27 protein-coding genes and 1 riboswitch are annotated in these 23,622 nt (G+C 36.6%); of the genes, 8 read left to right on the top strand and 19 right to left on the bottom strand.

Annotation, left to right across the window (positions count from 1 at the left end; translation table 11 throughout):
• Window positions 1-108: 108 nt before the first annotated feature.
• The 5 genes from CJ191_RS02635 to lacD form a co-directional block, all read right to left on the bottom strand.
• The gene (locus CJ191_RS02635) at window positions 109-1,056 is read right to left on the bottom strand and encodes a 2-keto-3-deoxygluconate permease (protein ID WP_180960921.1); all 948 of its coding nucleotides are present in this window, start codon (window positions 1,054-1,056) and stop codon (window positions 109-111) included.
• A gap of 274 nt (window positions 1,057-1,330) precedes the next feature.
• Window positions 1,331-2,752 (bottom strand): 6-phospho-beta-galactosidase, encoded by a 1,422-nt coding sequence (lacG, locus tag CJ191_RS02640; protein WP_102198921.1) that lies wholly within the window; start codon window positions 2,750-2,752, stop codon window positions 1,331-1,333.
• Between the two features lie 13 nt (window positions 2,753-2,765).
• Window positions 2,766-4,466 carry a lactose-specific PTS transporter subunit EIIC gene (locus CJ191_RS02645; protein ID WP_102198946.1) on the bottom strand — a complete coding sequence of 567 codons (1,701 nt, stop codon included), beginning with the start codon at window positions 4,464-4,466 and terminating at the stop codon, window positions 2,766-2,768.
• Between the two features lie 4 nt (window positions 4,467-4,470).
• Window positions 4,471-4,788 (bottom strand): PTS lactose/cellobiose transporter subunit IIA, encoded by a 318-nt coding sequence (locus CJ191_RS02650; RefSeq protein WP_102198922.1) that lies wholly within the window; start codon window positions 4,786-4,788, stop codon window positions 4,471-4,473.
• A 23-nt stretch (window positions 4,789-4,811) separates the two neighbouring features.
• Complete coding sequence (gene lacD / locus CJ191_RS02655; protein ID WP_102198923.1) at window positions 4,812-5,804, bottom strand: tagatose-bisphosphate aldolase; 993 nt, start codon at window positions 5,802-5,804, stop codon at window positions 4,812-4,814.
• Window positions 5,805-6,019: 215 nt separating this feature from the next.
• Here lacD and lacA point away from each other — a divergent pair, with 215 nt between their 5' ends.
• From lacA to CJ191_RS02675, 4 genes are all read left to right on the top strand, one after another.
• A complete protein-coding gene (gene lacA / locus CJ191_RS02660) occupies window positions 6,020-6,448 on the top strand; it encodes a galactose-6-phosphate isomerase subunit LacA (RefSeq protein WP_102198924.1) in 429 nt (142 codons plus the stop codon).
• Window positions 6,449-6,471: 23 nt separating this feature from the next.
• On the top strand, window positions 6,472-6,984 hold the full coding sequence (gene lacB / locus CJ191_RS02665) for a galactose-6-phosphate isomerase subunit LacB (RefSeq protein WP_102198925.1): 513 nt from the start codon (window positions 6,472-6,474) through the stop codon (window positions 6,982-6,984).
• Between the two features lie 11 nt (window positions 6,985-6,995).
• Window positions 6,996-7,928, top strand: coding sequence for a tagatose-6-phosphate kinase (lacC, locus tag CJ191_RS02670; protein WP_102198926.1), 933 nt, complete (start codon window positions 6,996-6,998; stop codon window positions 7,926-7,928).
• A gap of 139 nt (window positions 7,929-8,067) precedes the next feature.
• Window positions 8,068-8,823 carry a DeoR/GlpR family DNA-binding transcription regulator gene (locus CJ191_RS02675; RefSeq protein ID WP_102198927.1) on the top strand — a complete coding sequence of 252 codons (756 nt, stop codon included), beginning with the start codon at window positions 8,068-8,070 and terminating at the stop codon, window positions 8,821-8,823.
• 110 nt (window positions 8,824-8,933) lie between these two features.
• On the opposite strand, the gene CJ191_RS02680 is transcribed toward CJ191_RS02675, so the two are convergent.
• The 7 genes from CJ191_RS02680 to yaaA form a co-directional block, all read right to left on the bottom strand.
• A complete protein-coding gene (locus CJ191_RS02680) occupies window positions 8,934-10,334 on the bottom strand; it encodes a PTS galactitol transporter subunit IIC (RefSeq protein WP_102198928.1) in 1,401 nt (466 codons plus the stop codon).
• Window positions 10,335-10,361: 27 nt separating this feature from the next.
• Window positions 10,362-10,652, bottom strand: coding sequence for a PTS sugar transporter subunit IIB (locus CJ191_RS02685; protein ID WP_102198929.1), 291 nt, complete (start codon window positions 10,650-10,652; stop codon window positions 10,362-10,364).
• Between the two features lie 22 nt (window positions 10,653-10,674).
• Complete coding sequence (locus tag CJ191_RS02690) at window positions 10,675-11,160, bottom strand: PTS sugar transporter subunit IIA (RefSeq protein ID WP_102198930.1); 486 nt, start codon at window positions 11,158-11,160, stop codon at window positions 10,675-10,677.
• Window positions 11,161-11,355: 195 nt separating this feature from the next.
• A complete protein-coding gene (locus tag CJ191_RS02695) occupies window positions 11,356-11,913 on the bottom strand; it encodes a hypothetical protein (protein WP_102198931.1) in 558 nt (185 codons plus the stop codon).
• A gap of 44 nt (window positions 11,914-11,957) precedes the next feature.
• Entirely contained in the window at window positions 11,958-13,667 is a 1,710-nt protein-coding gene (locus CJ191_RS02700) for a catalase (protein ID WP_219721553.1), read from the bottom strand.
• A 221-nt stretch (window positions 13,668-13,888) separates the two neighbouring features.
• The gene (locus CJ191_RS09120) at window positions 13,889-14,032 is read right to left on the bottom strand and encodes a hypothetical protein (RefSeq protein WP_180960923.1); all 144 of its coding nucleotides are present in this window, start codon (window positions 14,030-14,032) and stop codon (window positions 13,889-13,891) included.
• 30 nt (window positions 14,033-14,062) lie between these two features.
• A complete protein-coding gene (gene yaaA / locus CJ191_RS02705; protein ID WP_102198932.1) occupies window positions 14,063-14,785 on the bottom strand; it encodes a peroxide stress protein YaaA in 723 nt (240 codons plus the stop codon).
• Between the two features lie 153 nt (window positions 14,786-14,938).
• On the opposite strand from yaaA, the gene CJ191_RS02710 reads away from it, so the two are divergent.
• Window positions 14,939-15,691: an SDR family NAD(P)-dependent oxidoreductase gene (locus tag CJ191_RS02710; RefSeq protein ID WP_180960922.1), complete on the top strand. Its 753-nt coding sequence runs from the start codon at window positions 14,939-14,941 to the stop codon at window positions 15,689-15,691.
• 907 nt (window positions 15,692-16,598) lie between these two features.
• On the opposite strand, the gene CJ191_RS02715 is transcribed toward CJ191_RS02710, so the two are convergent.
• Window positions 16,599-17,165: a sugar O-acetyltransferase gene (locus tag CJ191_RS02715; RefSeq protein ID WP_102198934.1), complete on the bottom strand. Its 567-nt coding sequence runs from the start codon at window positions 17,163-17,165 to the stop codon at window positions 16,599-16,601.
• A gap of 132 nt (window positions 17,166-17,297) precedes the next feature.
• Here CJ191_RS02715 and CJ191_RS02720 point away from each other — a divergent pair, with 132 nt between their 5' ends.
• A complete protein-coding gene (locus tag CJ191_RS02720; RefSeq protein WP_102198935.1) occupies window positions 17,298-17,654 on the top strand; it encodes a hypothetical protein in 357 nt (118 codons plus the stop codon).
• A gap of 70 nt (window positions 17,655-17,724) precedes the next feature.
• On the opposite strand, the gene CJ191_RS02725 is transcribed toward CJ191_RS02720, so the two are convergent.
• Window positions 17,725-18,393 carry an RluA family pseudouridine synthase gene (locus CJ191_RS02725; protein WP_102198936.1) on the bottom strand — a complete coding sequence of 223 codons (669 nt, stop codon included), beginning with the start codon at window positions 18,391-18,393 and terminating at the stop codon, window positions 17,725-17,727.
• A 526-nt stretch (window positions 18,394-18,919) separates the two neighbouring features.
• Between CJ191_RS02725 and CJ191_RS02730 the strand changes: the two genes are divergently transcribed.
• Both CJ191_RS02730 and gloA read left to right on the top strand, forming a co-directional pair.
• The gene (locus tag CJ191_RS02730; protein ID WP_102198937.1) at window positions 18,920-19,402 is read left to right on the top strand and encodes an ECF transporter S component; all 483 of its coding nucleotides are present in this window, start codon (window positions 18,920-18,922) and stop codon (window positions 19,400-19,402) included.
• 140 nt (window positions 19,403-19,542) lie between these two features.
• Window positions 19,543-19,923, top strand: a complete 381-nt coding sequence (gene gloA, locus CJ191_RS02735) for a lactoylglutathione lyase (RefSeq protein WP_102198938.1) — start codon at window positions 19,543-19,545, stop codon at window positions 19,921-19,923.
• Between the two features lie 205 nt (window positions 19,924-20,128).
• Here the strand turns inward: gloA and CJ191_RS02740 are convergent, their stop codons facing one another.
• The 5 genes from CJ191_RS02740 to ypfJ form a co-directional block, all read right to left on the bottom strand.
• A complete protein-coding gene (locus CJ191_RS02740; RefSeq protein WP_102198939.1) occupies window positions 20,129-20,776 on the bottom strand; it encodes a DUF2812 domain-containing protein in 648 nt (215 codons plus the stop codon).
• A gap of 15 nt (window positions 20,777-20,791) precedes the next feature.
• The gene (locus tag CJ191_RS02745; RefSeq protein WP_102198948.1) at window positions 20,792-21,103 is read right to left on the bottom strand and encodes a PadR family transcriptional regulator; all 312 of its coding nucleotides are present in this window, start codon (window positions 21,101-21,103) and stop codon (window positions 20,792-20,794) included.
• Between the two features lie 321 nt (window positions 21,104-21,424).
• Entirely contained in the window at window positions 21,425-21,673 is a 249-nt protein-coding gene (locus CJ191_RS02750) for a tryptophan synthase subunit alpha (protein ID WP_445534772.1), read from the bottom strand.
• Between the two features lie 130 nt (window positions 21,674-21,803).
• On the bottom strand, window positions 21,804-22,118 hold the full coding sequence (locus CJ191_RS02755; protein WP_102198940.1) for a hypothetical protein: 315 nt from the start codon (window positions 22,116-22,118) through the stop codon (window positions 21,804-21,806).
• 71 nt (window positions 22,119-22,189) lie between these two features.
• Window positions 22,190-22,287: riboswitch (SAM riboswitch) on the bottom strand.
• Between the two features lie 84 nt (window positions 22,288-22,371).
• Window positions 22,372-23,409: a KPN_02809 family neutral zinc metallopeptidase gene (gene ypfJ, locus CJ191_RS02760; protein ID WP_102198941.1), complete on the bottom strand. Its 1,038-nt coding sequence runs from the start codon at window positions 23,407-23,409 to the stop codon at window positions 22,372-22,374.
• Between the last annotated feature and the right edge of the window lie 213 nt (window positions 23,410-23,622).

Genomic DNA, 23,622 nt, shown 5'->3' on the forward strand with positions numbered 1-23,622 from the left:
ATATTGAATACAAGGACCTTACTAGTATTCAATATTTTTTAAAACATCTTGACGAAGAAAAAGAGACTGTAAAATCCAGTCTCAAAATCGATTGCTATTTATCTTAATCTAGTGATCTATTTCTGTATACTTATCATGAATTTTATTAACAATTAGTGGTGCAACAATCGATGTGATAATTGTAGCCATTAATACTTGCGCTGTAGCAGAAGTTACGTCTTTAGCAACTTCAGGTAAGGCCACTGCAACTACTGCTGGCACGGCTGTTGTCACACCAGCAACGGTAGATAAAGCGATCGCTGAATAGCCTTCATAATGTAATACTTTTTTCTCAAAGATATAAGAAGTTGGCATTTCTAATATCATGAAGATGATTGTCACAATAATACCAGAAACCCCTGACTTAATTGCCTCAAACATATCCATATTTTGACCAAGCAACCAACCTAATAACATTAATGATGCCGGCATGACTGCACCAAATACTTTACCGAATTCTTTATCTAGGTTACCAAAAATAATCCCTACTACTAACGGTAAGAAAACGGAAATAACCGGCATCCAATCTACGCCACCAAAACCGCCGTTGATATAGACACTCATAATGATTAAAGGTATTGCGGGAAGTGATGGAATAACCGCAAATGGATAAATTGCAGCATCATCTTTATCACCGTACGAATCAGTGATAGATAAGTTGATAGCTGGATTTGAAGACAGCATAACAGAAACAAATCCTAAACCTGAAATCCCCCAAATACCATCTAAACCAAAGAAATTTAAAAAGATAAATGAGAAAATTGTCGCAATCACGATTTTAAAAATGACTAAAGCACCCTGGTGTTTCAGTAATTTACCAATTTTCTTCAAATCAACTGTTGTACCAGATGCAAATACAAGCAAACCAATAATATAATTCGTTCCTGAACTTGAGAAGAAAGCCTCGGTTGGACCACCAATTCTAAATAAATCAGGCATTATCGAGTAAATAATCATGGAAATAATCATTGGAATTAAAAAAGTACCCGCTGGCACTCTACGCATTAAGTTAATCATGTATAACACTCCTTCTTTCTTCACAATCATACGGCTAAAATTTTAGTAATTCAAGCGAATTTCAAAGATTAAAAAAATGCCATTCACTATTGCCAAAAGCCTAAATGTAGCGTTTTTAACTAATTTTCATAAGCCAAAATCAAGAAAACGTATACTTCATTTTAGAAATAGTTTGTGAATTTTCCCCTTCAATTATTACCAAAGTTATAATAATTTAAAAGTTAAAAAAATAACCATCTAAAGTATATCACCTTAGATGGTTAACTAGCTACTATTATCCTATATCGTTGGAGCTTAAATCTCTATTCTCATTCAATTGTTTCCACCAATAGGCACTCTTTTTCGGATATCTTTCTTGAGTATCAAAGTCTACATAGAATAGCCCGTAACGCTTATTATAGCCATTTGACCAAGAGAATACGTCCATTAATGACCAAACAAAGTAACCAACTACATTAACACCAGCATCAATTGCCTCTGTACAAGCGATTAAATGCTTTCTAATATAATCAATTCGAGGAGTATCATCGATTAACTCTGTATTGAAGTCATCCTTATAACCCATCCCATTTTCAGTGACATAAATCTTCTTGTAGTTTGGATACTCTTTTGCTACACGAATCATTTGATCTCTTAGACCATCCGGATAAATTAACCAATCCCAATCATTTCTAGGGATATCCATATCAAACATTTGCTCTCCAACACCATGTAACGCGAATACTGATGTTCCTTTCTCGCCTGTACCATTATGATGAATATCATTATCACCATCATATGCTTTTACAAAATTACTTTGATAGTAATTAATACCGAGGAAGTCATTTAAATCTTTCGCTGCATCTAAGTGTGCGAGGTCTTCTTCTGTAATATGAATCTCACCATTATTAGCCGATAATATTTCATCTACCGCATTCATCACTTCTTCAGTGTAGTATCCTTTATATGTCGCATCCAATAAGAATTTATTCGCAAGTACATCATACAAGAATGCTGCATGCTCATTTTCTTTTTTACCTTCATAAGGATACTTCGTTTCTAATGAATGAATAATTCCAATCTCACCATCATACTGATTGTCTTTAAATAATTTAATGGCTTTTGCATGGGCAACCATCATATTATGTTGTCCTTGCAAAGTTTTTGAGAAATCATAAGTAATTGCTGGTGGGAATTTTCCTACTAAATATTGCCCACTAGTCACAGGCCAAATCTCATTAAAGGTAATCCAGTATTTTACTTCTTCTTGATATTCATTAAAACAAAACTCTGCATATCTGACAAAACTTTCAATAGTATGAGGATTTAAAAAATCACCCTGACTATGTAAGGCATCCGGTGTGTCGAAGTGATGGAGTGTTACATAGGGTTCAACGCCTCGAGCATGCGCTTCCTTAAATAGGTCATGATAAAATTGTACGCCTGCTGGATTCGCTTCTGCATCGTCCCCGTTAGGAAAGATACGTGACCAAGCAATAGAAACACGAATAGCATCTACGCCAAATTCTTGTGATAATTTTAAATCTAATGGATATTTATTATAAAAATCACTCGCTGGCTCAGCTTTAAATCGTCCTTGTTTCTCTAGATAATCATCCCAAGCAACTTTCCCTTTTCCATCTGCTGTCGTTGCACCCTCTGCTTGATAAGCGGCTGTTGCGCCACCCAATAAAAATTCTTTAGGTAAATTCATCATAATCTCCTTTACTTTATGCTTCTTTTAATACAGAATCAACAAATTCTAGTGCAGCTTTTGGATCTCGAGTTAAAGAGATGTACTCTTTCCCTTTAGTTTTTACTAATCTCACATTTAATCTATCAGCATCTGCTTTAATATCATCATAGTTAGAAGCTACTTGAGGTGCTAATATGATTAAATCATAATTGCCCATAATCTCTTGGTGAGCACCATAAGCCCCTGCACCTGCTACTACTGGAACATCATATTCTTTGGCTCCTTTATTTAAAGCATTTGCCAGTAAGCCACTCGTTCCTGCTCCAGCACACAATACTAATACAGATACCTCATCTTTAATATGACTACCAGTTGATGTTGTGTCTACATCTACAGGCTCTTTTTCTCCTTCTTCCTCTTGTTCTTCAATGATTTCGGCTTCATTACGCATTTCTTCTTCTAAAATTTGTTTGTCATAAACTTTAAAGAATGGGTAGTAAATAATCGCATCTACTGCAATCAGTAGAGCCACTACAACAAATGATAAAGGTGCAATTCCTGTCCCTAATACGATACCTATAGGTCCTGGTGTTGGCCAAGGTAGGAAATAAGAGAATCCATTCATTCCAAAAACTTCTACAAAGAATTTAAAAATCCAGACATTTAAAATAGGTGCTAAAACAAAAGGTACAAAGAATACTGGATTCAGTACCAATGGTCCACCAAATAGGATTGGCTCATTCACACCAAAAGAGGTTGGGATAAATGACGCTTTCCCAACTGCTTTATTTTGTTTTGATTTACCAAACCACATAAATAAGTAAGGCACGACAAACGTTGCACCTGTACCCCCTAATGTTGCAACAAAGTACTGTAAGCCCGGTGTGATAATGTTAGCAGCATGCTCGCCACCTTGGATTAATGCTAGGTTTGCATCCATATTCAAGAAGGCAATTGCAGTAATGGCTGGTTCTACAATTGATGGTCCATGAATACCAATAAACCAGAAGAATCCTATAGCACCGTAAATAATGGCGATCCCCACATAACCATCGGCTGCAGTAAACAAGGGTTGAAACATTTGAATTATGGCTTGTGCAAAACTTACGCCTGTAAAAGCACGAATCGCAATGTCAATACCATACGCGATGACCACTGCAATAGCAAATGGGATAACGTCCGTAAATGCTTGTGAGATATTTGGTGGTACTTCCTCTGGCATTCGAATGGCAATGTCATTTTTCATACAGAAATTATAGACAATTACGGTAATAAAGGCTGCTACAAAGGCTGCTAATAGGCCTGTTGTGCCGAGATAACCAGATGAAAATCCTGCAACAACTGCATCCCCTTCACCCTGTGCAATTTCAGTTGATGAAAGGAATAGGAAGACAACAATCGCTGCAATCATGGTGGAAACCCGATTTAACTGCTTGGTTGCCGGCAAGCGTCTATTATAGGAATCTGTTAGCGCCCTTGCTGTTGTTGCTGAAACGAGTAGTCCTAAAATCCCCATTGAGAAGGTATATGGTTTTACAATGAAGGCAACTACTTCATCACTCCAATAAAATCCCCAAACATTCGGTACATAAGCGATTAGCATAAAAATACTTGAAAATAAAACTATCGGCATAGCCGAGATAAAACCATCTTTAATCGCCCGTAAGTAAATATTTCTAGATAACTTCTCGAAAAATGGTTTCATTTTCTCAATCTGAGAAATTAATTTTTCCATCATTTTAGTCACCTACTCTTCGGTAAAGTTCAATAAAATCAGTCACAATTTCTTTTAATAATAAGGTCGTCATCAAATGATCTTGTCCATGAACCATAATAAAGCCTAATTCAATATCTTCTCCACTTGCTTCTTTAGCTAGCATATCTGTTTGAGCATTATGTGCATCCACCAAGCTTTCATTCGCTTCGCTAACTAATCGCTCGGCTGCTTCAAAATCACCATTACGGGCTTTGGATAAAGCTTCCACCAAAACTGATCGTGCTTCACCTGCATAGGCAACAATTTCAAAACCTATCATAGTTGCTTCTTCTTTATTCATAATTATGCCTCCGTTAAATATTTTTATTTACTTGATATTTTATTTTCCCAAGATGTTGCTGTTTCATTTAAAGTTTTATTCAATTCTTCAATATTAGCTACACCTTGTGTGCTCAACCATTTACGCGCAGCTTCTTCTCCATCATTTGCAAATACAGCAACTGAATCTTTCCAAGTAGCTCGCCCACACAATACACCATTGAATGCTGCGCCAGACTCTTTAGCAAATACCAAGGTATCTCTAAATAATTTTGAACTTACGCCTGCACTTAGATAAATGTAAGGCAGTGTTGTCGCCTCATCTTGGGCTTTAAAATAACCTTTCGCTTCTTCGAGTGTGTATACTGGTTCTTCTTCTGTATAACCTTCTACGAAGTTCATATTTACAGGTACTTCCACTTTTAAGACATCTACATCATATCTATCCTTAGAGAATTCTTTCATTGCTTCTATTACTTTTCTTGGCTTCACTTTTGCATATTCTTTAGATTTAGCATCCTCAATATCTTTGTCATACGTTAAAATTTCTAAAAAGTAAGGGATATCTTCTGCTTTACATTCAGATCCAATCCGTTCAACAAAAGCTTGTTTTTGATCGTTAATTTCAACTCCCTCATCCGCATCATAATATAATAAGAATTTTACGGCATCTGCGCCTTCTTCTTTAATTCTTCGAGCAGACCAAATAGGTAATAAATCAGGTAATCTACCAGGTTCAGAGGCATCATACCCTGTTTCTTCATAAGCTAATAACAATCCTGAAGTAGGTGCTTTTACTTTTGAAGCAGGTAAACCATATTCTGGATCTAATAAGATAGAAGATGCGTAAGGGGTTAATTCTTCAGAAATTGCTTCTTTAAATGTTTCTACAGCTTTTTGAATATCATCTGTTTCTCCAGCTTGTGCAATCATCTTTTTTAATGACCCACGTTGGTCAATTGCTAGTGCTGAAATAAACCCTTCCTCAGTGGATAACTGTTTTAATCGATTTAATTTTTCTGCTGATACTATTTTCATAATGTCCTCCTTATGGATGTGTGTTCTTTTGTGTTGTTTTATGTTTCTTTTTGTTTAATTAGATATTATAACGCTTTCAATAACTAGTCAAGTCCTTTTTAAAAGATTATTAAATCACTTATTTTTATTAAATTTGATTGTTATTGTTGTTTTTTGTTTGTTTATGTTCTACAATATGTTTGTAAATATAAAAATTTAATTTTGGAGGTAATCATATGAAAGTATATCTTGGTGCTGATAAGGATGGTATGAAGTTAAAAGAAACGATCAAACAATTCCTAGAAGCAAACAACTATGAGTTCGAAGATTTATCAGAGACCGCAAGTGTTGACTTTGTAGAATCTACTACTAAAGTGGCTCAAAAAATCTTAGCTGATGATAACGCACGGGGCATTTTATTTGATCGCTATGGTGCAGGTTCATATATTTCAGCAACAAAAATCAAAGGCATTATTGCAGCTGAAGTTTCTGATGAACGCTCAGCTTATATGACTAGAGAACACAATAATTCAAAAATTATCACTTTAGGGGAACAAATTGTTGGTCCTGAATTGGCAGAAAATATTGTCGACGCCTTTTTATCTGCCGACTATGATGGTGGACGTCACCAAATTAGAGTAGATATGTTAAATGCTATGTGCTAATGAATAAAATAGGAGGTAAATTTATGAAAATTGCAATTGGTTGTGACCATATCGTAACGGATATCAAAATAAATGTATCCGATTATTTAGTTGAACAAGGTTATGAAGTAATCGATGTAGGTACCTATAATCATGTAAGAACACATTATCCAATTTATGGCCGAAAAGTGGGCGAAGCAGTAGCTAGTGGAGAAGCTGATCTAGGCGTTGTCATTTGTGGTACCGGTGTTGGTATTTCTAATGCTGTCAATAAAGTCCCAGGGATTCGTGCTGCTTTGGTTAGAGACATGACTACCGCACAATATTCGAAACGTGAATTAAATGCGAATGTCATTGCCTTTGGTGGTATGATTACCGGTGAATTGTTAATGGAAGATATCATTACAGCCTTTATTCAAGAAGAATATCAGCCATCAGAAGAAAACAAAACATTAATCGATAAAATTACACATTTAGAATCTAGCAATCAAGCTGATAATTCTGACTTATTTACTGAATATCTTGAAAAATGGGATCGTGGCGAATACCACGATTAAATGGTGATTGTATGATATTGACTGTAACCCTGAACCCTTCTATAGATATCTCATACACAATTTCAAACCTAAAATTAGATACCACGAATAGAACTGATAAAGTAAGCAAGACAGCTGGTGGAAAAGGTATCAATGTCACTAGGGTTTTACACGATTTAAATAAAGCTGTAACTGCCACTGGATTTATTGGTGGTAATTTGGGTAAAGCAATTGTGAAGGATCTGAATGAGTCTGGTATACAAAATGATTTTTTATCAATAAAAGGTGAAACAAGAAATTGTATAGCCATCCTGCACGATAACCAACAAACTGAAGTATTAGAATCAGGTCCTACTATAGCAGATGATGAAAAACTAGCTTTCTTAAACCACTTCAAGGCATTGGTTAGCCACGCTAATGTCATTACCATATCTGGTTCTTTACCAAATGGTTTAGAAGATGACTATTATGCAAAATTAATTCAATTTGCGAATGATTCAAACAAGAAAATTGTTTTAGATACCTCTAAAGCAAATCTTTCAAGTGTGCTAAAATCTGTTCAGAAGCCTACTGTCATTAAACCGAATATTGAAGAACTATCAGATTTATTAGGAACTGAAGTTAGTTCTGACCCAGATAGTTTAAAATCTGTATTAACCAATGATTTATTTTCAGGAATTGAGTGGATTGTAGTGTCCTTAGGCGGCGATGGCGCTTTTGCCAAACATAATAATCGTTTCTATAAGGTCAATATACCGACCATTCCTGTTGTAAATCCTGTTGGTTCTGGTGATGCTACAGTAGCAGGTATTGCCAGTGCCTTGGAGGATAAATTAGATGATATTCATCTACTTAAGCAAGCGATGACAACTGGTATGTTAAATGCAATGGAGAGTGTGACGGGCCATATCGCTACCGATCATTATGATGATTTATTTAATCGCGTGACTGTAACCGAATATTAATTTATTTCGTGCTCTTTTCAAGTATACTATGTATTTGAGAAGGGCTTTATTTTTTTATAGGCATGAATCATAATAATACGTGACTATTGATAATTAAAAGTAACCATTATAGCTGACAGGAAGTGAGGTGAACTCAACAATGTTAAAGGAAAAGAGACATGAACTTATCCTAGATTTACTTAAACGAAACGGTACAGTATCCGTAACAGATATTGTTGACAAACTTAATGTATCAGATATGACCGTTCGGCGAGATTTAACAGAACTTGAAGAAAGTGGTGCATTAAGACGAGTTCATGGGGGAGCCATTTCTAAAGAAGAATATCCTAAAGAAGAACTATCCCATGAAGCAAAAAAAGTCATTAATATTCAAGAAAAAAACCGTATCGCAGACAAGGCTATTGAGTTAATCAACGATGGCGATATCATTTATATGGGACCTGGTACTACCATGGAAATCGTGGCACAAAAGATGCAGCGTCAAGATTATGAAGTATATACAAATTGTCTACCCGTTTTCAATACCCTAGCTGAAAAGGATATCAATGTATACCTACTAGGCGGAAAAATCAAGAAGAATACACAAGCATTTAATGGGTATATTACTCTTGCTGTATTAGAGAATTTAAAATTTCATAAGGCATTCTTTAGTGCTAATGGCGTAACAAATAATAGCATTATGACTGCTACATTAGAAGAAGGAAAAACGCAGGAATTAGCACTGAATAATTCAGTAGAAAAGTTTCTGTTACTAGACGCTTCTAAAGTAGGTAAAGAAGATTTCTTCACTTATTATTCTCTAAACGATGTGAATGCGGTTGTGATTAATAACGATGAAGATCACCGGTATGAACACATCAATAAGTACGCTAATATCCTCCTAGTTTCTGAATAACAGTCACTTACTCACCATAAATATTCTTACTATTCAATCATAAAAAGCTTCCCAAGGACTTTTAAAAGTCCTTGGGAAGCTTTTCGAATCATTTTATCAAAAATGAATCTCTATCCTTTCTTAGCGTATTCAGCATTTCGTTTCTGCATTTGTTTTGCATACCAGACAAACAGAATAAGGTATAAAGCAATTGCTAAAGCAGCATATATCATCATTTCAATATCGCCTTGTGATGCTTGTCCCACAAAATAAGCCACAAATTTCTCAATTGGTCCTTCTAACGTAGTATGTGAAATCAATGAGTTTGAAGCTACATCTGCTGGGAATGCACCTACCTGTTTTGCTGTTTCAGTAACAAATGGTGCGATTAATGTGCCTGAATATAAGAATGTGGGTAGCAATACTGTACCAATCACAATCATTCGAATAATTTTACCGCGAGTAACTACCAATAATGCTGGCGTTAAGCCCATTGCAATAATCCCACCAAGTGGAAGAAGCCCATTATTAGGTAAGATTAATGCTTCAATCAGCATAATAGGTGCTAATACATTAGCCACCGCCCAAATTTCCGCACGACCAGCGATAAATGGCCAATCTAAACCTATATTAAAAGTTCTATCTGAGAATTTCTTACTTGTGAAATCAGTTACGCCCTGTGATAGTGGCTCAACAGAAGCAATAAACCATTGACCAATAACAGAGAATAACTCCAAACAAACAGCTGCCGTAAAGCCTAGTGTCAACATTTCTTGAATAGAAATACCTGCTAACAGACCTACGAAAATTCCTAGATAAATTCCAATTGCAAATTTAGATCCCCAAAAACCAATCTTACTATTCAATTTAGCTGCATCAAAATCGTACTTATCTAACCATGAAAATAGTTTGTCATAAATTTTATCTAATAACATAATGATTGGATTCATCATATAATTCATATGAGTGGTAGTCATTGGGTTTTCATCTGGTGCATTCAATAAATCGTTGAAAGTTGGTTTCATTAAATCTGAGTTGATAATTTTTAATACCCCAATAAATACAACCAACAATGTAGTTACGAGTAAGTTAGCCCCCATGTACATCGCAAACAAACCTACTATAGATAAATGCCAAATATCAAATATATCTACATCTAACGTGTTTGTTTTATTTAGTGCAAGCATAATACCATTAACAATTAGGAGAATCAGCATAAAATATAGTGTATACGGTGAACCCCATGTAATGGTTGCGAGTGGTGCCCACCCAACATCAGTTACATTTAAATTTAGCCCTGTATTTGCTACAAATTCTCCTAGTGCATTAGAGAAAGCACCGGTTAAAATATTCATAATTGCACCAACACCAGTTAATGCAATCCCTAATTTAATCCCACCTTCAAGTGCTTTAGTAAATTTCACACGAAACAGTAAAGCAATGACTGTTAATATAATCGTCATTAATGGAGCAGCCCCTAAGTTTATTAAGGGTTGGAGTACTGTATTCGCCAAATCAATTATATAGCTCATCTTCTACCTCCAAGTGCTTTTAAAGTCTTATTTAATAATTGCTTCTATTTCATCGAAAACTGGTTTTGCCATAGCTGGAATACGATATAAAATAGGACCTGCATTGACGACTGGAATATTGATATCAAAAGAGAAATCCGTTTCAGCAATTTCTGCGAAAATATCATACTTACTTAACAGATCCTCCGTAATATCCTTAATCATCACTGCATCACAAGTTACGTTATATCCTCTATTTTTCATTTCCTCTTCAATAGCGTGTTTGATTTGGTGGCTAGAATTAACTCCTGCACCACATGCTGCTAAAATCTTAGTCATACTATTACCTCCTAATTTTTATCTATAGTTTATTTTTAATGACATCGTATAAGTTTGAAGGCGTTGAAGCTTGGAATAAAGCTTCTGCTTCTTCAATATCTAGAGAATTAATGAAATCCATTATTTTAGCTAGTATCTGCGATTGCTCCTCAGGACTATTATTCAAAATAATAAATAAATTAGATACCTCTAAAGGTTCCTTAGGTCGAATCATATTATGAAATACAATTTTATTAGTTAAACCTACAGGAATTACCTTAGTAGTGTTCACGTATTCTCCTTCGGTGTGAGGGACTGCAATATTATCGTAACTCGGATTAATTACGGACAAATCTAAGCCAGTGGGATAATTCTCTTCTCGTTCAAGAATATTCTCTACAAATTTTTCTTTCACAAGTCCTTTCTCTAATAATTTCAAACCAATTTCTTTTAAAACTTCTTCGCTAGTTGTGGCTTCTGAAATAAAAGTATCCTCTATGGAAACTAACGATTCTTTAACTTCTGACAATATAAATCCTCCTCTTCTTATATACTTTACATCTGTAATTATAGCGCTTACATTTCATTTATCAACATTAATTAACATTTTTAAACAAATATAAACACTAGATCTATTAATACTCTTAATTTAAATAATAAAAAAATCTCCAGGAATCTACCTTTAACGTAATTCTTGGAGATTTATTTCACTATATTTTTAATTTTACACGCTCACGGCTTGTTTGCTGTTGGCGTATATAAAAGCAATGACTGTTGATACAACATAAAAAGTAATTAAGCTCATGAACACTATATTTTGATGTAAGAAATCAAATGACAGCATATGGATAAGGGTTGCAGTAGTGCTTACAATAAGAATCCCTTTTGTCCATTTATTAAAAGTCAATTGACTAGCTTGAGTCATTTTTCCGGTAGTTTTCAAACGGATAAAACTAGCTATTGCATAAGCAATAAAACCAATTACAGCGACAAATCCTGTAATAGCGACCACTGATCCTGATAACAGATTATCGAAACCTGTGAATGCTATTGCAACGTGACTAATCATCGCTAAAATCCCACCTATGATTGTAGTGGATGCAGCTTGTATATGAGATCCTTGGTCATTGTTCAAAATAATTTGCAGGGTACTCGCTAACATTAAAGCAAATACCATTAACCCCATGACCAGTCCCATTGAAATGCTTGCTTTTCCAATTAAACTAGCAAGCAGTGTCAGAAAAATAACCATTCCTAATATCGGATAAAATCTTTTTTTCATTTTTGTCCTCCTAAAATAAATGACTAACTCAAAGGTGCTTCTGATTATAAGACAAATGGATCGTCCATAATACCTGTTAAGCTTGTTGGATCTTGAACGTTGGTATCACGGCCTTTTTCTGGTAAATCCTTTGCTGATACTGGTTGTGCAGGTTCAGTTGGCACATTAAGATCTTCAGCACCGCGGGCATTGGCTTCACGGTTGGCTTGGTCTGAATCCCTTGGTGTTGGTGTTAAATCAACAGTATTGATATCAATACCTAAGGCTTCTGCTACACCTTCCCCGTATTTAGGATCTGCTTGGTAGCAATTATTAATATGACGGTGCTTAATTTGTAGCGTAGCATCGCCCATTGCACGTGCGGTATTTTCAAATAAAACTAATTGTTGTTCTGGTGTCATCCGGTTAAATAAAATACCTGGTTGCGTGTAATAGTCATTATCGTCTCCACGGAAATCGTAATAATCAACATCTCCCGCATCCATTGGTGGTTCTGCCATATCTTTATGGTCTTTCCAGTTGCCATATGAATTGGGTTCCACATGGATTTGTCCTCCGCCATTACCATCCATACGTCCTTGACCATCACGACTATAAGGATGGAAATCTTTTACGCCACGCGGATAGTTCACGGGGATTTGATGATAATTAACACCAATTCTGTAACGTTGTGCATCCGGATATGAGAATAAACGTGCTTGTAGCATTCTATCTGGTGAAACACCGATACCTGGAACTAAAGCGGCAGGGTTAAATGAAGCTTGTTCAACGTCTTGGAAATAGTTTTCAGGATTTTTATTTAATTCCATTTCTCCTACTTCAACAAACGGGAAGTCTTCTTTTGGCCAAACCTTTGTTAAGTCAAACGGATTAAAATCTACTTGTTTAGCTTCTTCTTCAGTCATAATTTGGAAATATAATGTCCATTTAGGATATTGTCCAAATTCAATCGCATCAAATAAGTCGCGTTGGTGTGATTCTCTATCTTCTGCAATCACTTGAGCTGCCTCTTGATCAGTCAGATTTTGAATCCCTTGTTGAGAACGGAAGAAGAATTTCACCCATACACGTTCGTTATTGGCATTAATTAAGCTGTAGGTATGAGAAGAAAAACCGTGCATAAAGCGATAAGATGATGGAATACCACGGTCACTCATTGTAATGGTCACTTGGTGCAATGACTCTGGTAGTGATGTCCAGAAGTCCCAGTTGGTATTGGCACTACGCATATTGGTTTTGGGGTCACGTTTAATTGCACGGTTTAAATCAATAAAGTGTTTAGGATCACGCAAGAAAAATACTGGTGTATTATTTCCAACCATATCCCAGTTACCCTCTTCAGTGTAGAATTTTAGGGCAAAACCACGGATATCACGTTCGGCATCCGCACCTCCACGTTCAGCAGCGACCTCAGAAAATCGCGCAAACATTTCTGTCTGTTTACCTACGTCAGAAAAAATCTTTGCTTTAGTATATTTAGTCACATCATTGGTCACTGTAAATGTACCAAATGCACCAGAACCTTTTGCATGCATACGTCTTTCTGGTATGACTTCACGAGAAAAATTCGCTAGTTTTTCTTGTAGCCAAGTATCTTGTAATACACTTGGTCCTCGTCGACCTGCTGTCATCGTATCATCATTATTGATCACCGGTGCCCCTTCATCAGTATGGAGTGCTGGATTATCCGGTACAACTTGGTTACGACTTTCACTATTTTTAACTAGTCCATTTTTATCCATTGGATTTTTCAAATCTAAAACCTCCTATTTATATTACTTAAAGGGTAACACCTACTAAAATGACACTCAAAAATGTTGCTTATATAATAAATAATAAAAACATTTTATATTCTAAAATTTCTCCTATAGCCAGTACTTCCCCTTAATGCCGGTGGTGTTAAGAAATTTATAAAAAACAATCTTGTATCAAAAAAGCGTTCATATGAACGCTTTTTTGATCTTATTTATTTTCTTCACATATCATAACGGCCTGTATGTAAGTGTTGGATGGTTTCGCCACCTGGTAGTGGTGGTAAACCTAGTGAATCTTCTCTAGTGAAGGCTTCCTTCAATCCTTCTGTCCAAGAGACATATGCAATATTTTTTATGTGTTTCACACATTTTTTCACAAAACACTTAATATTTTTTTATTTTATAAAGACGATTTTTCTGCTATTTGAACGTTCTGAATCAAATTGATAACCATCTTTACAAAACGCTTTAATAGCTGACAGCTCTTTAATTTGATTTTCTGCTAAGAATTGCAGCATTTTCCCTCGTCCCTTTTTCGAAATGGTTGCATGTTTTTTTAAACCATTTGTTTTTATTTCATCATATTCATAAAATTCAAAGTCAATCCAAGTGTAGCGGTCTTTATCTAACATTCCTGAAAATTCTTGACTCGCTAGATTTAAAATGACCTCCCCTTCTTCAAAAAAAAGATTAAAATCATTGTCCCACAATTGACGCAAGTTTTGACCTTCAACTTTTAATGCAGTATTGAAATCAAGCCTATAAGGTCGTATAGGTTCAAAAGCTTTCAAGGGCCCATATAAAGCAGATAAAATACGCAAGTGTTGGTCTAAATATGCCCCAATAGCGCCGTCACCTGTATCCACATCAATTTGGCGAAAGGCTAGTCCATTGTATAGAGATAAGGCTGGGTATGCATCTCCCACGTTTAAATGTTGGATATAGTCTTTTACTTGTGACACTTGTTGATCGGAAATTTTGTAAATTGCTTTTATTTCCTCATCTGACAGCGTCTGTAAGGTTTGGATAATAGTATTAGTAGTGTTTAAATACTTAGGTTGATTTGCAGATACTTGATCTAGCTTCATTTCTTTGGCTGGAGAAAAAATAATTTTCATAGTTCACGCGTCCTTACTTTTCAATCTATGTCATTAGTTTAGCTTATTCTTTAAAATATAGCCAAGACACAACCATGTATTTTATTTGCAAGCGCTATCTAAATCTCCTATGCTAGAAGTAATCAACATTTAAAATCAGAAAGGATGTTTTTAATGGGAAAATTAGATGGTAAAGTCGCATTAATTTTTGGTGGTACATCAGGTATTGGCGAGGCAACTGCTACTTTGTACGCTAAAGAAGGCGCACAAGTTGCTATCGTTGGTCGTAACGAAGACAAGGCAAATAAGATTTTAGATACAATTGCTGAATTTGGGCCAACAGGTCTTTTTGTAAAAGCTGACTTAAATGAAAGCCAATCCATTAAAGATGCTGTTCAAACCACTTTAGATCACTATGGTAAAATCGATATCCTTTATAATGGTGCAGGTATTTTGGATAATTACGATCCAATTCAAGACACGGATGAAGCGCTTTTCGATGACGTCATCCGCTTAAATTTAAAAGCACCTTGGTTAGCTACAAAAACTGTCGTACCACATATGATTGAACGTGGTTCAGGTGTGATCATCAATATTGCTTCGCAAGCTACCGGTATGGTTGGTGTTGGCGGAACACCTTATATGTCAAGTAAATATGGTTTAGTCGGAATGACGCGCCAATTAGCGCATGAACTAGGACCTAAAGGCATTAAGGTAAATACGCTATCACCTGGTTTTATTGATACCCCAATGACCGAAACTGTAACAGACAAACGTCTAGAAAAATCACCACTAGGACGACCAGGCCAACCAGATGAAATCGCAAAAACAGCCCTCTTCCTTGCCTCAGATGACTCTGACTATATCCAGGGCATTAACCTAATCCAAGACGGCGGTTGGACACTAGGCGGATACCCAGTAGAATAGAAAGGGTGTGACACAAACCGATTAGAAATGGACCGTTGGAAGATGAAGGCAGTAGATGATACAGTCAGCTACAACTTCATCTGAAACGCAGTCATTTCTGGTTTGTGGAACCCGACTAAAGGATGTGAGGCAGGGCGTTCAGACAGGAGACGATGGAAGAAATAGATGTAGTGATGGCACATCACGCAATCTATTTCTGAAGCGGACACCTGCCTGCCCTGACGAGCTCAACTACAGGATGTGACAAATGTCGTTTAGACTCGTAACAATGGAAGCATTAGCCGGAGTGATTAAAAATCACGTAGCCTAATCCTGAAGTGGCACGAGTCTGATATTTGGAGCTCAACTAAAAAGGGTGTGACACAAACCGATTAGAAATGAACCGTTGGAAGATGAAGGCAGTAGATGATACAGTCAGCTACAACTTCATCTGAAACGCAGTCATTTCTGGTTTGTGGAACCCGACTAAAGGATGTGAGGCAGGGCGTTCAGACAGGAGACGATGGAAGAAATAGATGTAGTGATGGCACATCACGCAATCTATTTCTGAAGCGGACACCTGCCTGCCCTGACGAGCTCAACTACAGGATGTGACAAATGTCGTTTAGACTCGTAACAATGGAAGCATTAGCCGGAGTGATTAAAAATCACGTAGCCTAATCCTGAAGTGGCACGAGTCTGACATTTGGAGCTCAACTCCATAGGGTGTGACACAAACCGATTAGAAATGAACCATTGGAAGATGAAGGCAGTAGATGATACAGTCAGCTACAACTTCATCTGAAACGCAGTCATTTCTAGAGACTCGAACCCGACTATAAAGAGTATGGGTATGGTTTCCGATGTTAAGAAGTAATAAAATACCAGTTAACTGAAGTAAATCTTTCAGTTGACTGGTATTTTTATCTTACTGTATCTCTTTAATCACTTTTGCAGGGACGCCACCTACAACCGTATTGGCTGGGACATCTTTTGTGACAACCGCGCCTGCTGCAATAATCGCACCATCTCCGACTGTTGTACCGGCTAAAATAGTAGCATTAGACCCAATCCACACATTTTTACCAAGGGTAATTTTTCCGGGAATCATTGAACCACGGTCACTCGGGTCTTCTGCATGATTTAAGGTGGCCATCACCACATTATGACCGATTAAAGCACCGTCCCCGACTTCAATACCTCCCTGGTCTTGGAACTTGCATCCGGCGTTGATAAAGACATTTTTGCCAATATGAATATTCTTACCAAAGTCTGTATAAAATGGTGGAAATAGGGTAAAACTGTCATCAATTTCTTGACCGGTTAAATCTGACATGAGTTGCCGTAGCTTTGATGGCTCATGATACTGATTGTTGATTTGCATGGTTATCTTTAAAGCTTCCTGACTCATCTGGTGCATCACTAGATGGGCTGGAGAATCCGCTTCAATGCGGTTGCCCTTCTTCACTTCTGCTAAATAAGTTTCTAAATCCATGACGGTTCGCTCCTTTATCTACTTCTTCATTGCTTATTTCTAGTATTGGCGCTAAATTTTTATATAACAAATAGTTATATTTTATGTGCTGTTATAACAAAAAGTTATAGCGATGCTTTAGGAGGATTTAGAATGGAGATACCTACTTTACGTTATTTTATAGCTATTGCCAAAGCTGAGAACTATACTACGGCAGCTGAAATACGAAAGCCAGATGATGTTATCGTTGGCAGTGTCTATATTGGTGGTGGTGAGTCAGCGAGTTTGCGACTGATTGCTCAAGTAGTGAAAGATGTCCAAGCAAAATATCCTGATATACAATTTCATTGTTATAGTGGGATTGCGGAAGATATTAAGGAGCGACTTGATGAAACAAAGAAACTAGTAGCCTTATATAATTATACAGGGCAACCCCTAAAGATGCTGGCACAACCAATTCTGGTGGCAAGTGACCTCACATCTTCGTTTGCACTTAGATCGTTAAAATAGTGAAATCAGTGTACCTAAAAAAAAGCACTCTTCTATCAAGGGAGTACTTCTTGCATTCATCATTGCTTATTTACCAAATATCCCATGGATAAGTTGTTGGTAGTGGTGACTCGACAGTAAGTATGGTCTTTTTAACCGGGTGTTCTAAAGTAAGGCTTTGTGCCCACAAGGCAATCTGCTGACCGACTTGACTATATTGTTGACCATACTTTTGATCGCCCCAGATAGGTGTTCCCATACCTGCCAACTGCACACGAATTTGGTGGGGACGACCGGTCTGTAATTGCACGCTAACCAGACTGAGACCATCCTTTGATGCAATGACAGTATAATCAAGAACAGCCTTTTTGGCTTCTTTGTGATTCTTTGAAACAATGGATACCATATTCTTCTGGCGATTCTTATATAGATAATCTACCAACCGATTACTAGATTGCTTAGGTCTACCATGAACCACTGCATAATAAGTTCGGTCCATAGCATTACGCCGAATTTGATCAGATAATCTTGACGCTGCTTTTGAAGTTTTGGCGAATACTATCGCACCGCCAACCGGCCGGTCTAAACGATGTACTAAACCTAAGTAGACATTGCCGGGTTTTTGATAGCGATATTTAATATCCTCTTTCAGATAGGTTAATAAATCCTTATCTCCACTATTGTCTCCTTGAACGGGTATATTTACTGGTTTTTGAACTACCAATAAATGATTGTCTTCATATAGTATTGGTACATCCATTGACTCTACTCCTTTTTGAACTAATGATCCTACCATAGCATATCTAACCAACTTCTTCTATTTAAACAGGTTTTTCATGTATAAAAAAGGGGCATTTGATACATTAAAAATGGTAAAAGGTCATATTGATAGTATTTAGATTGACAAATATCAAGTACATATCCTTCATCAACCGTTAGCCATCGACAAGCGTCTTTTAGCCAGCATCAAACTTACTAGGTATTTCAATCACTATTATAGCATGACGTTTTGAATGAATACCTCTTTTGACGTTAGATGACATTCTTCTTAACATCGTTAAACATTTAAATAGATAATGAATAATCAATTATATTTCATCATTTAGTTTCAATTTCGACTGGTCATTGCTTTTTATGTGCGAATAAAAATGATAGCGTTTTATCCACCTTTCTTTATTTGTTTTCAAATGATAATATAAAGATTGGATTAAAATTTTCATATTATCTAATAAAAATTTCATTTAAATAAAAATTTTTATTTTGATAGGGTTAGGGAGGAAATTTATATGAAAAAACAATATGCATTTTATGCTGTGACGGCGGCATTAGTTGTAGCCATCTCTTTATTTATCATTATTCCTGTTCCTGCATCAAATGGATTCTTCACGTTTGCTGATGTAGGTATCGTCACAGCTTCATTGGTTTTTGGGCCAATAGGCGGCTTGGTCGTCGGTGCTATGAGTGGTGGTTTAATTGACTTACTCTCAGGTTATGCACAGTGGATAATCTTTTCAGCAGTTATCCATGGTGCCCAAGGGTATATTGCTGGTTTAGCCATAGATAAAGGCCGTAAAGAAAAAGTATTATACTTAGTTTTATCCGCAGTTGTGATGATTGTCGGTTATGCGATTGCTAGCTGGATCTTATATGGTACGGCTGCTGCAGCGATTGCAGGCTTGTTCACTAACATTCTACAATCTGGTGTAGGGGCCTTAATCGCTATTCCAATCAGTATCAGGTTAAGACCAGTCATCCAAAGATATTTATAAGCTAAAGAAACAAATGACCAATGACACAATTGATGTATGCATGGTCATTTGTTTTTGTTATCTTGAATCATTCATATCATGCGACCGCATTTATGTTCTATGTTATGATGAAGTTAATCAAATGAATGGAGGTAAATAGAATGAGCCAAGTACTTGTTGAAATTTGTTTACGTGTGAGAGATATTGATGCAACATTAGATTTTTACACGAACCTATTTGATTTTGAGGTAGCAAGTCGTAGAGAATTTCCTGAAAATAAATTTGATTTAATTTACTTAAATTCTCCAGGATCTGCTGTTCAAATCGAATTAACATACAACTATGATGCAGAGCCATATACTATTGGAGACGGCTTTAGTCATTTAGGTGTAACGGTTGATGATTTAGAAGCTATGCATGAAACTTGTAAAGCTTCTGCCTATGAAACTGGTGATTTAAAAGGCCTTTCTGGTGGTACACCATCATACTTCTTTGTGACTGACCCAGATGGTTATCGCATCGAAGTAAAACGTAAAAAATAAACTTATATAGCAAAAAGAGGCTGGGACAAAAATATACCAGCCTCTTTTCGCTATATAAAAATGTTTATCATCGGTTTTCAAAAGTCAGCATTGTTTGATATTACCCAAAAGCAGAACATAAATTCTAAACGACTTTTGTCTTACCTTTTTTATGCATCTTTCGTCCATATGTTATATACCTTATATACAAACATACCGAAACAATTTATAAACTAATCGCTTCATCTTGTAATTTCTTATAGCGACGCCAATTAATAAATGAGCCCAATAAGAATGAAGCAACTAAGACCACAAGTAGCCAACCAGAAAAAATTCTCATTAGGGCAAATGGGGTTTCAAAGGCAAATGCACTCCAGAACTGAGCACCGCTCATTTGCCAAAGTCCCGGTGTTAAATAGGCTGATTTAAAAGTATGGAAGTTTAATAAATCCATTAATTCTAGATTTAATATAATTGGTAAAAAACAGATGAATAAGGTCACTAAGTACTTAGCATATCTTAGGTATAACTGTGCTTTGGAGTCTTCATCAGAATATAGGTTGGTATCTCCACTTGGATTGTCCTGTCTAAAATAATGCAAACCATTCCAACGATTACCATAAATATGGTACCAATCACCATCTTCATATAAAGATAAATAGTTTTCATATGCTGATTTGTTCTTGAATTCACGAAAATCAAGCCGGGTAATTGGGACGAAGTCAGTTTCAGCTTCACGAAAACGATACAATATGGAACCGATAGGTATGCTAGCTAGATATAAATGTTTATCTCGTTGTGCGTTTATCCATGCTTCTTCTTTATCAATATCTGCAAATAAGAATAACTTAAACTTATATGTTGATTTAGACATAGTACCCCTTCTCTCTTAATTAAACAATCGATTGCCTAACGCAGTTAAATTTGATAATCTATCAATTTCTGCATCAAGTACTTCTTTGCCTTTTTCTGTAATTTGATAAACTTTCCGCCGTTTATTTTCGCTAGCTACTTCTTCAATCCAAGCCTGCTTATAAAGATTATCTAATGCACCGTACATTGTACCGGCTGCAATTTTGACATGATTGTCACTTAGTTCCGCCACATTTTTGATAATGGCATAGCCATGGCGTGGTTCTAGTAAACTCAATAAAATTAAATAAGTTGTTTCTGTGAGTGGTAAAGCACTATTACGCATGATGATCATCCCTTATTCTTTATATACAGTTCAACTGTATAGTTAGATTATATACAGTCGGACTGTATATTGCAAGTTTTTTTAATTTACAATTTTCCCAAGCAAGAATAGCCAAGGAATCACAGTTAATATATTCTCTTATCAGGAAAAATACTCAGTAAAAAAGAAGCTAGCTTATCGTTTACTAACTCCTTTTACAATTATTCAGTTATGATAGTAAAACTGTGATTTGAAATGGGGGAACAGTTATCAGCTACTAAACGCACAACTACCTATTTTACCTTAGCAATGAAACTAGGATGTCTGAACGCCCTGTCTCACATCCTATCTTAAAGCACCTTGCATCTCATGAACATAGTCGTAAATGTAAGTTTTTGCTTCTTCACCGTGGGCTTCAACTAAACGCACAAACCCGCTCCCTACAATGACGCCATCTGCTTTAGTGGCAATATCTTTAACCTGACTCGGTCGGTTGATGCCAAAGCCAACTGCTACTGGAATATCTGAAACTGCCCGAATTTCAGCAACCATAGCTGATATATCCGTTGTGATATTCGAACGGACACCAGTCACCCCCATAGACGATACTAAGTAAATAAACCCCTCTGCCTCTTTGGCAAGGTAGCGACCCCCAAAAGTTAGTTTTATAGCTCTAACTTTTGGGGGTCGCTACCAAATGGCAACTAGTAGGGTCTCTTTTTTACTACCGTATTGCTTTATAGTCCACATCTGTATAGGAAAAATTAGTAATCAAATTGACTAATTGGTCATATGTTTCACGGCTTATTGCCTCTTTAAATCCATCATAATCATTGACATGGACTTTTCCTATACAACACACGCAAACTCTAGCAATATGGTCCCCAGAACATGGCTCATCACGACAGATCACAGCAATATGATCATGTTCCTTAGGATCTCCTGTCTTACTTTTGCGAAAACGAAAATACGGCATAAAACCTAGGGTGCTAATCCCACCTACAAATTCACTAAAATTTACGCACTCATCATTAAACATCCGACACACTCCTAGTTATTTTATTCAATAAAAAAAGCACAACGCGACTCGTCGTGCCCATAACTTGGTTAGACTCATCTATCTCTTTCGAGTTGGAATTAGCACCTTGCCAAAAGTAGGTTGCTGAAGCTTCATAGGGCCAAATCCCTCCACTTGCTCTGAATAAGTTGTGTTCTTTAATTGTATTCCTACTATACCAAATGTATTGATAGATTTCAAAACTATTATCATCAAACAAATTTTGTAACTCACTTTATAGGCTACTATAGTCTATATTGTACGTATCCCATTGTGACAAGTCGCCTGCTTCTAACCCTTTCTTAAACCAGCTTTGCCGTTGCTCAGCAGTACCGTGGGTAAAAGAGTCGGGCATCGTATAGCCATAGGCCTTTTCTTGCAAGACGTCATCACCAATGTGATAAGCTGCGTTTAATCCTTCTTCAAGATCTCCTGCTTCCATCCAATCATTCTCAACGACGTTATGCGCCCATACACCAGCAAGATAGTCCGCTTGTAATTCCATCCGTACGGTCCATTGATTTTGTTCAGTTTCACCTACTTCAGACTGAATTTGTCTAACCTGATTGGAAATACCAAGTTGCTGTTGGACATGGTGACCTACTTCATGGGCGATTACATAGGCCATAGCAAAATCACCACCGCCTCCATAATTTTTAACAAGTTGATTATAGAACTCTAAGTCGATATAAATAGTTTCATCCGTTGGACAATAGAAAGGTCCAACTTCAGATGTATTATACCCACAAGATGAATTCACAGCATCCTCAAAGATGACCAACTCTGGAGCCTTATATGTATATCCAGCTTCAGAAAATGCTTGTGTCCAATATTCTTCGGTATCATAAAGGATAACAGAAACAAATTCAGCCAACTCATCTTCAGTAACTGTGTCACTATCTGTGGATCCAGTCTCTGGTAAACTGACCTGATTATTAGGATTTGCTTGAATTTGCGTATTCGATTCCATCTGTCCCGGTAATTGGACATCTACCTGACTGGTTCGATCGTTTGATTGATTATTGCTTGAACTAGACTGATTGCCACCTAATAAAGATGTTCCTCCAAATACAAAGAATAGAATCAACATTAAGATAATCGAACCGCAACCTAAGCTTCTACCTCCAGTTGATCTTCCACGCCCTCCTGGAAGTGGAATAGGTATTCTCCCTCCGGATCGCCCTTGCCCCAAACCACCTAATCCACCACCTCTGGTGTTTTGACCACGCAAGTCTTTTACATTACCACTACGTTTGCGCCCTTGCCATTTCATGGAAATACCCCCTGACAGTTTTCTACATTATATCATATATAATATAATGCAGAAAACTAAAGTAATGTAAACGATATTCATCATTAAATATAAGATAATCGTCTAACTCAATCGTTTTAACATGATATCTATACGAATATTGATCCGCAGTTGGACGACTTGACGTTGGTAGCCGAAGTCACGTGCGTGCAGTACATGGCTTTTATCTGACCG

The sequence above is a fragment of the Aerococcus viridans genome, from assembly GCF_002871935.1.
Classification (GTDB): Bacteria; Bacillota; Bacilli; order Lactobacillales; family Aerococcaceae; genus Aerococcus; species Aerococcus viridans_B.

Excerpts from the sequence above, each read along its gene's own strand:
- CJ191_RS02635 (WP_180960921.1), bottom strand. The coding sequence starts at position 1,056 with ATGATTAACTTAATGCGTAGAGTGCCAGCGGGTACTTTTTTAATTCCA.
- lacG (WP_102198921.1), bottom strand. The coding sequence starts at position 2,752 with ATGATGAATTTACCTAAAGAATTTTTATTGGGTGGCGCAACAGCCGCT.
- CJ191_RS02645 (WP_102198946.1), bottom strand. The coding sequence starts at position 4,466 with ATGGAAAAATTAATTTCTCAGATTGAGAAAATGAAACCATTTTTCGAG.
- CJ191_RS02650 (WP_102198922.1), bottom strand. The coding sequence starts at position 4,788 with ATGAATAAAGAAGAAGCAACTATGATAGGTTTTGAAATTGTTGCCTAT.
- lacD (WP_102198923.1), bottom strand. The coding sequence starts at position 5,804 with ATGAAAATAGTATCAGCAGAAAAATTAAATCGATTAAAACAGTTATCC.
- lacA (WP_102198924.1), top strand. The coding sequence starts at position 6,020 with ATGAAAGTATATCTTGGTGCTGATAAGGATGGTATGAAGTTAAAAGAA.
- lacB (WP_102198925.1), top strand. The coding sequence starts at position 6,472 with ATGAAAATTGCAATTGGTTGTGACCATATCGTAACGGATATCAAAATA.
- lacC (WP_102198926.1), top strand. The coding sequence starts at position 6,996 with ATGATATTGACTGTAACCCTGAACCCTTCTATAGATATCTCATACACA.
- CJ191_RS02675 (WP_102198927.1), top strand. The coding sequence starts at position 8,068 with ATGTTAAAGGAAAAGAGACATGAACTTATCCTAGATTTACTTAAACGA.
- CJ191_RS02680 (WP_102198928.1), bottom strand. The coding sequence starts at position 10,334 with ATGAGCTATATAATTGATTTGGCGAATACAGTACTCCAACCCTTAATA.
- CJ191_RS02685 (WP_102198929.1), bottom strand. The coding sequence starts at position 10,652 with ATGACTAAGATTTTAGCAGCATGTGGTGCAGGAGTTAATTCTAGCCAC.
- CJ191_RS02695 (WP_102198931.1), bottom strand. The coding sequence starts at position 11,913 with ATGAAAAAAAGATTTTATCCGATATTAGGAATGGTTATTTTTCTGACA.
- yaaA (WP_102198932.1), bottom strand. The coding sequence starts at position 14,785 with ATGAAAATTATTTTTTCTCCAGCCAAAGAAATGAAGCTAGATCAAGTA.
- CJ191_RS02710 (WP_180960922.1), top strand. The coding sequence starts at position 14,939 with ATGGGAAAATTAGATGGTAAAGTCGCATTAATTTTTGGTGGTACATCA.
- CJ191_RS02715 (WP_102198934.1), bottom strand. The coding sequence starts at position 17,165 with ATGGATTTAGAAACTTATTTAGCAGAAGTGAAGAAGGGCAACCGCATT.
- CJ191_RS02720 (WP_102198935.1), top strand. The coding sequence starts at position 17,298 with ATGGAGATACCTACTTTACGTTATTTTATAGCTATTGCCAAAGCTGAG.
- CJ191_RS02725 (WP_102198936.1), bottom strand. The coding sequence starts at position 18,393 with ATGGATGTACCAATACTATATGAAGACAATCATTTATTGGTAGTTCAA.
- CJ191_RS02730 (WP_102198937.1), top strand. The coding sequence starts at position 18,920 with ATGAAAAAACAATATGCATTTTATGCTGTGACGGCGGCATTAGTTGTA.
- gloA (WP_102198938.1), top strand. The coding sequence starts at position 19,543 with ATGAGCCAAGTACTTGTTGAAATTTGTTTACGTGTGAGAGATATTGAT.
- CJ191_RS02740 (WP_102198939.1), bottom strand. The coding sequence starts at position 20,776 with ATGTCTAAATCAACATATAAGTTTAAGTTATTCTTATTTGCAGATATT.
- CJ191_RS02755 (WP_102198940.1), bottom strand. The coding sequence starts at position 22,118 with ATGTTTAATGATGAGTGCGTAAATTTTAGTGAATTTGTAGGTGGGATT.
- ypfJ (WP_102198941.1), bottom strand. The coding sequence starts at position 23,409 with ATGAAATGGCAAGGGCGCAAACGTAGTGGTAATGTAAAAGACTTGCGT.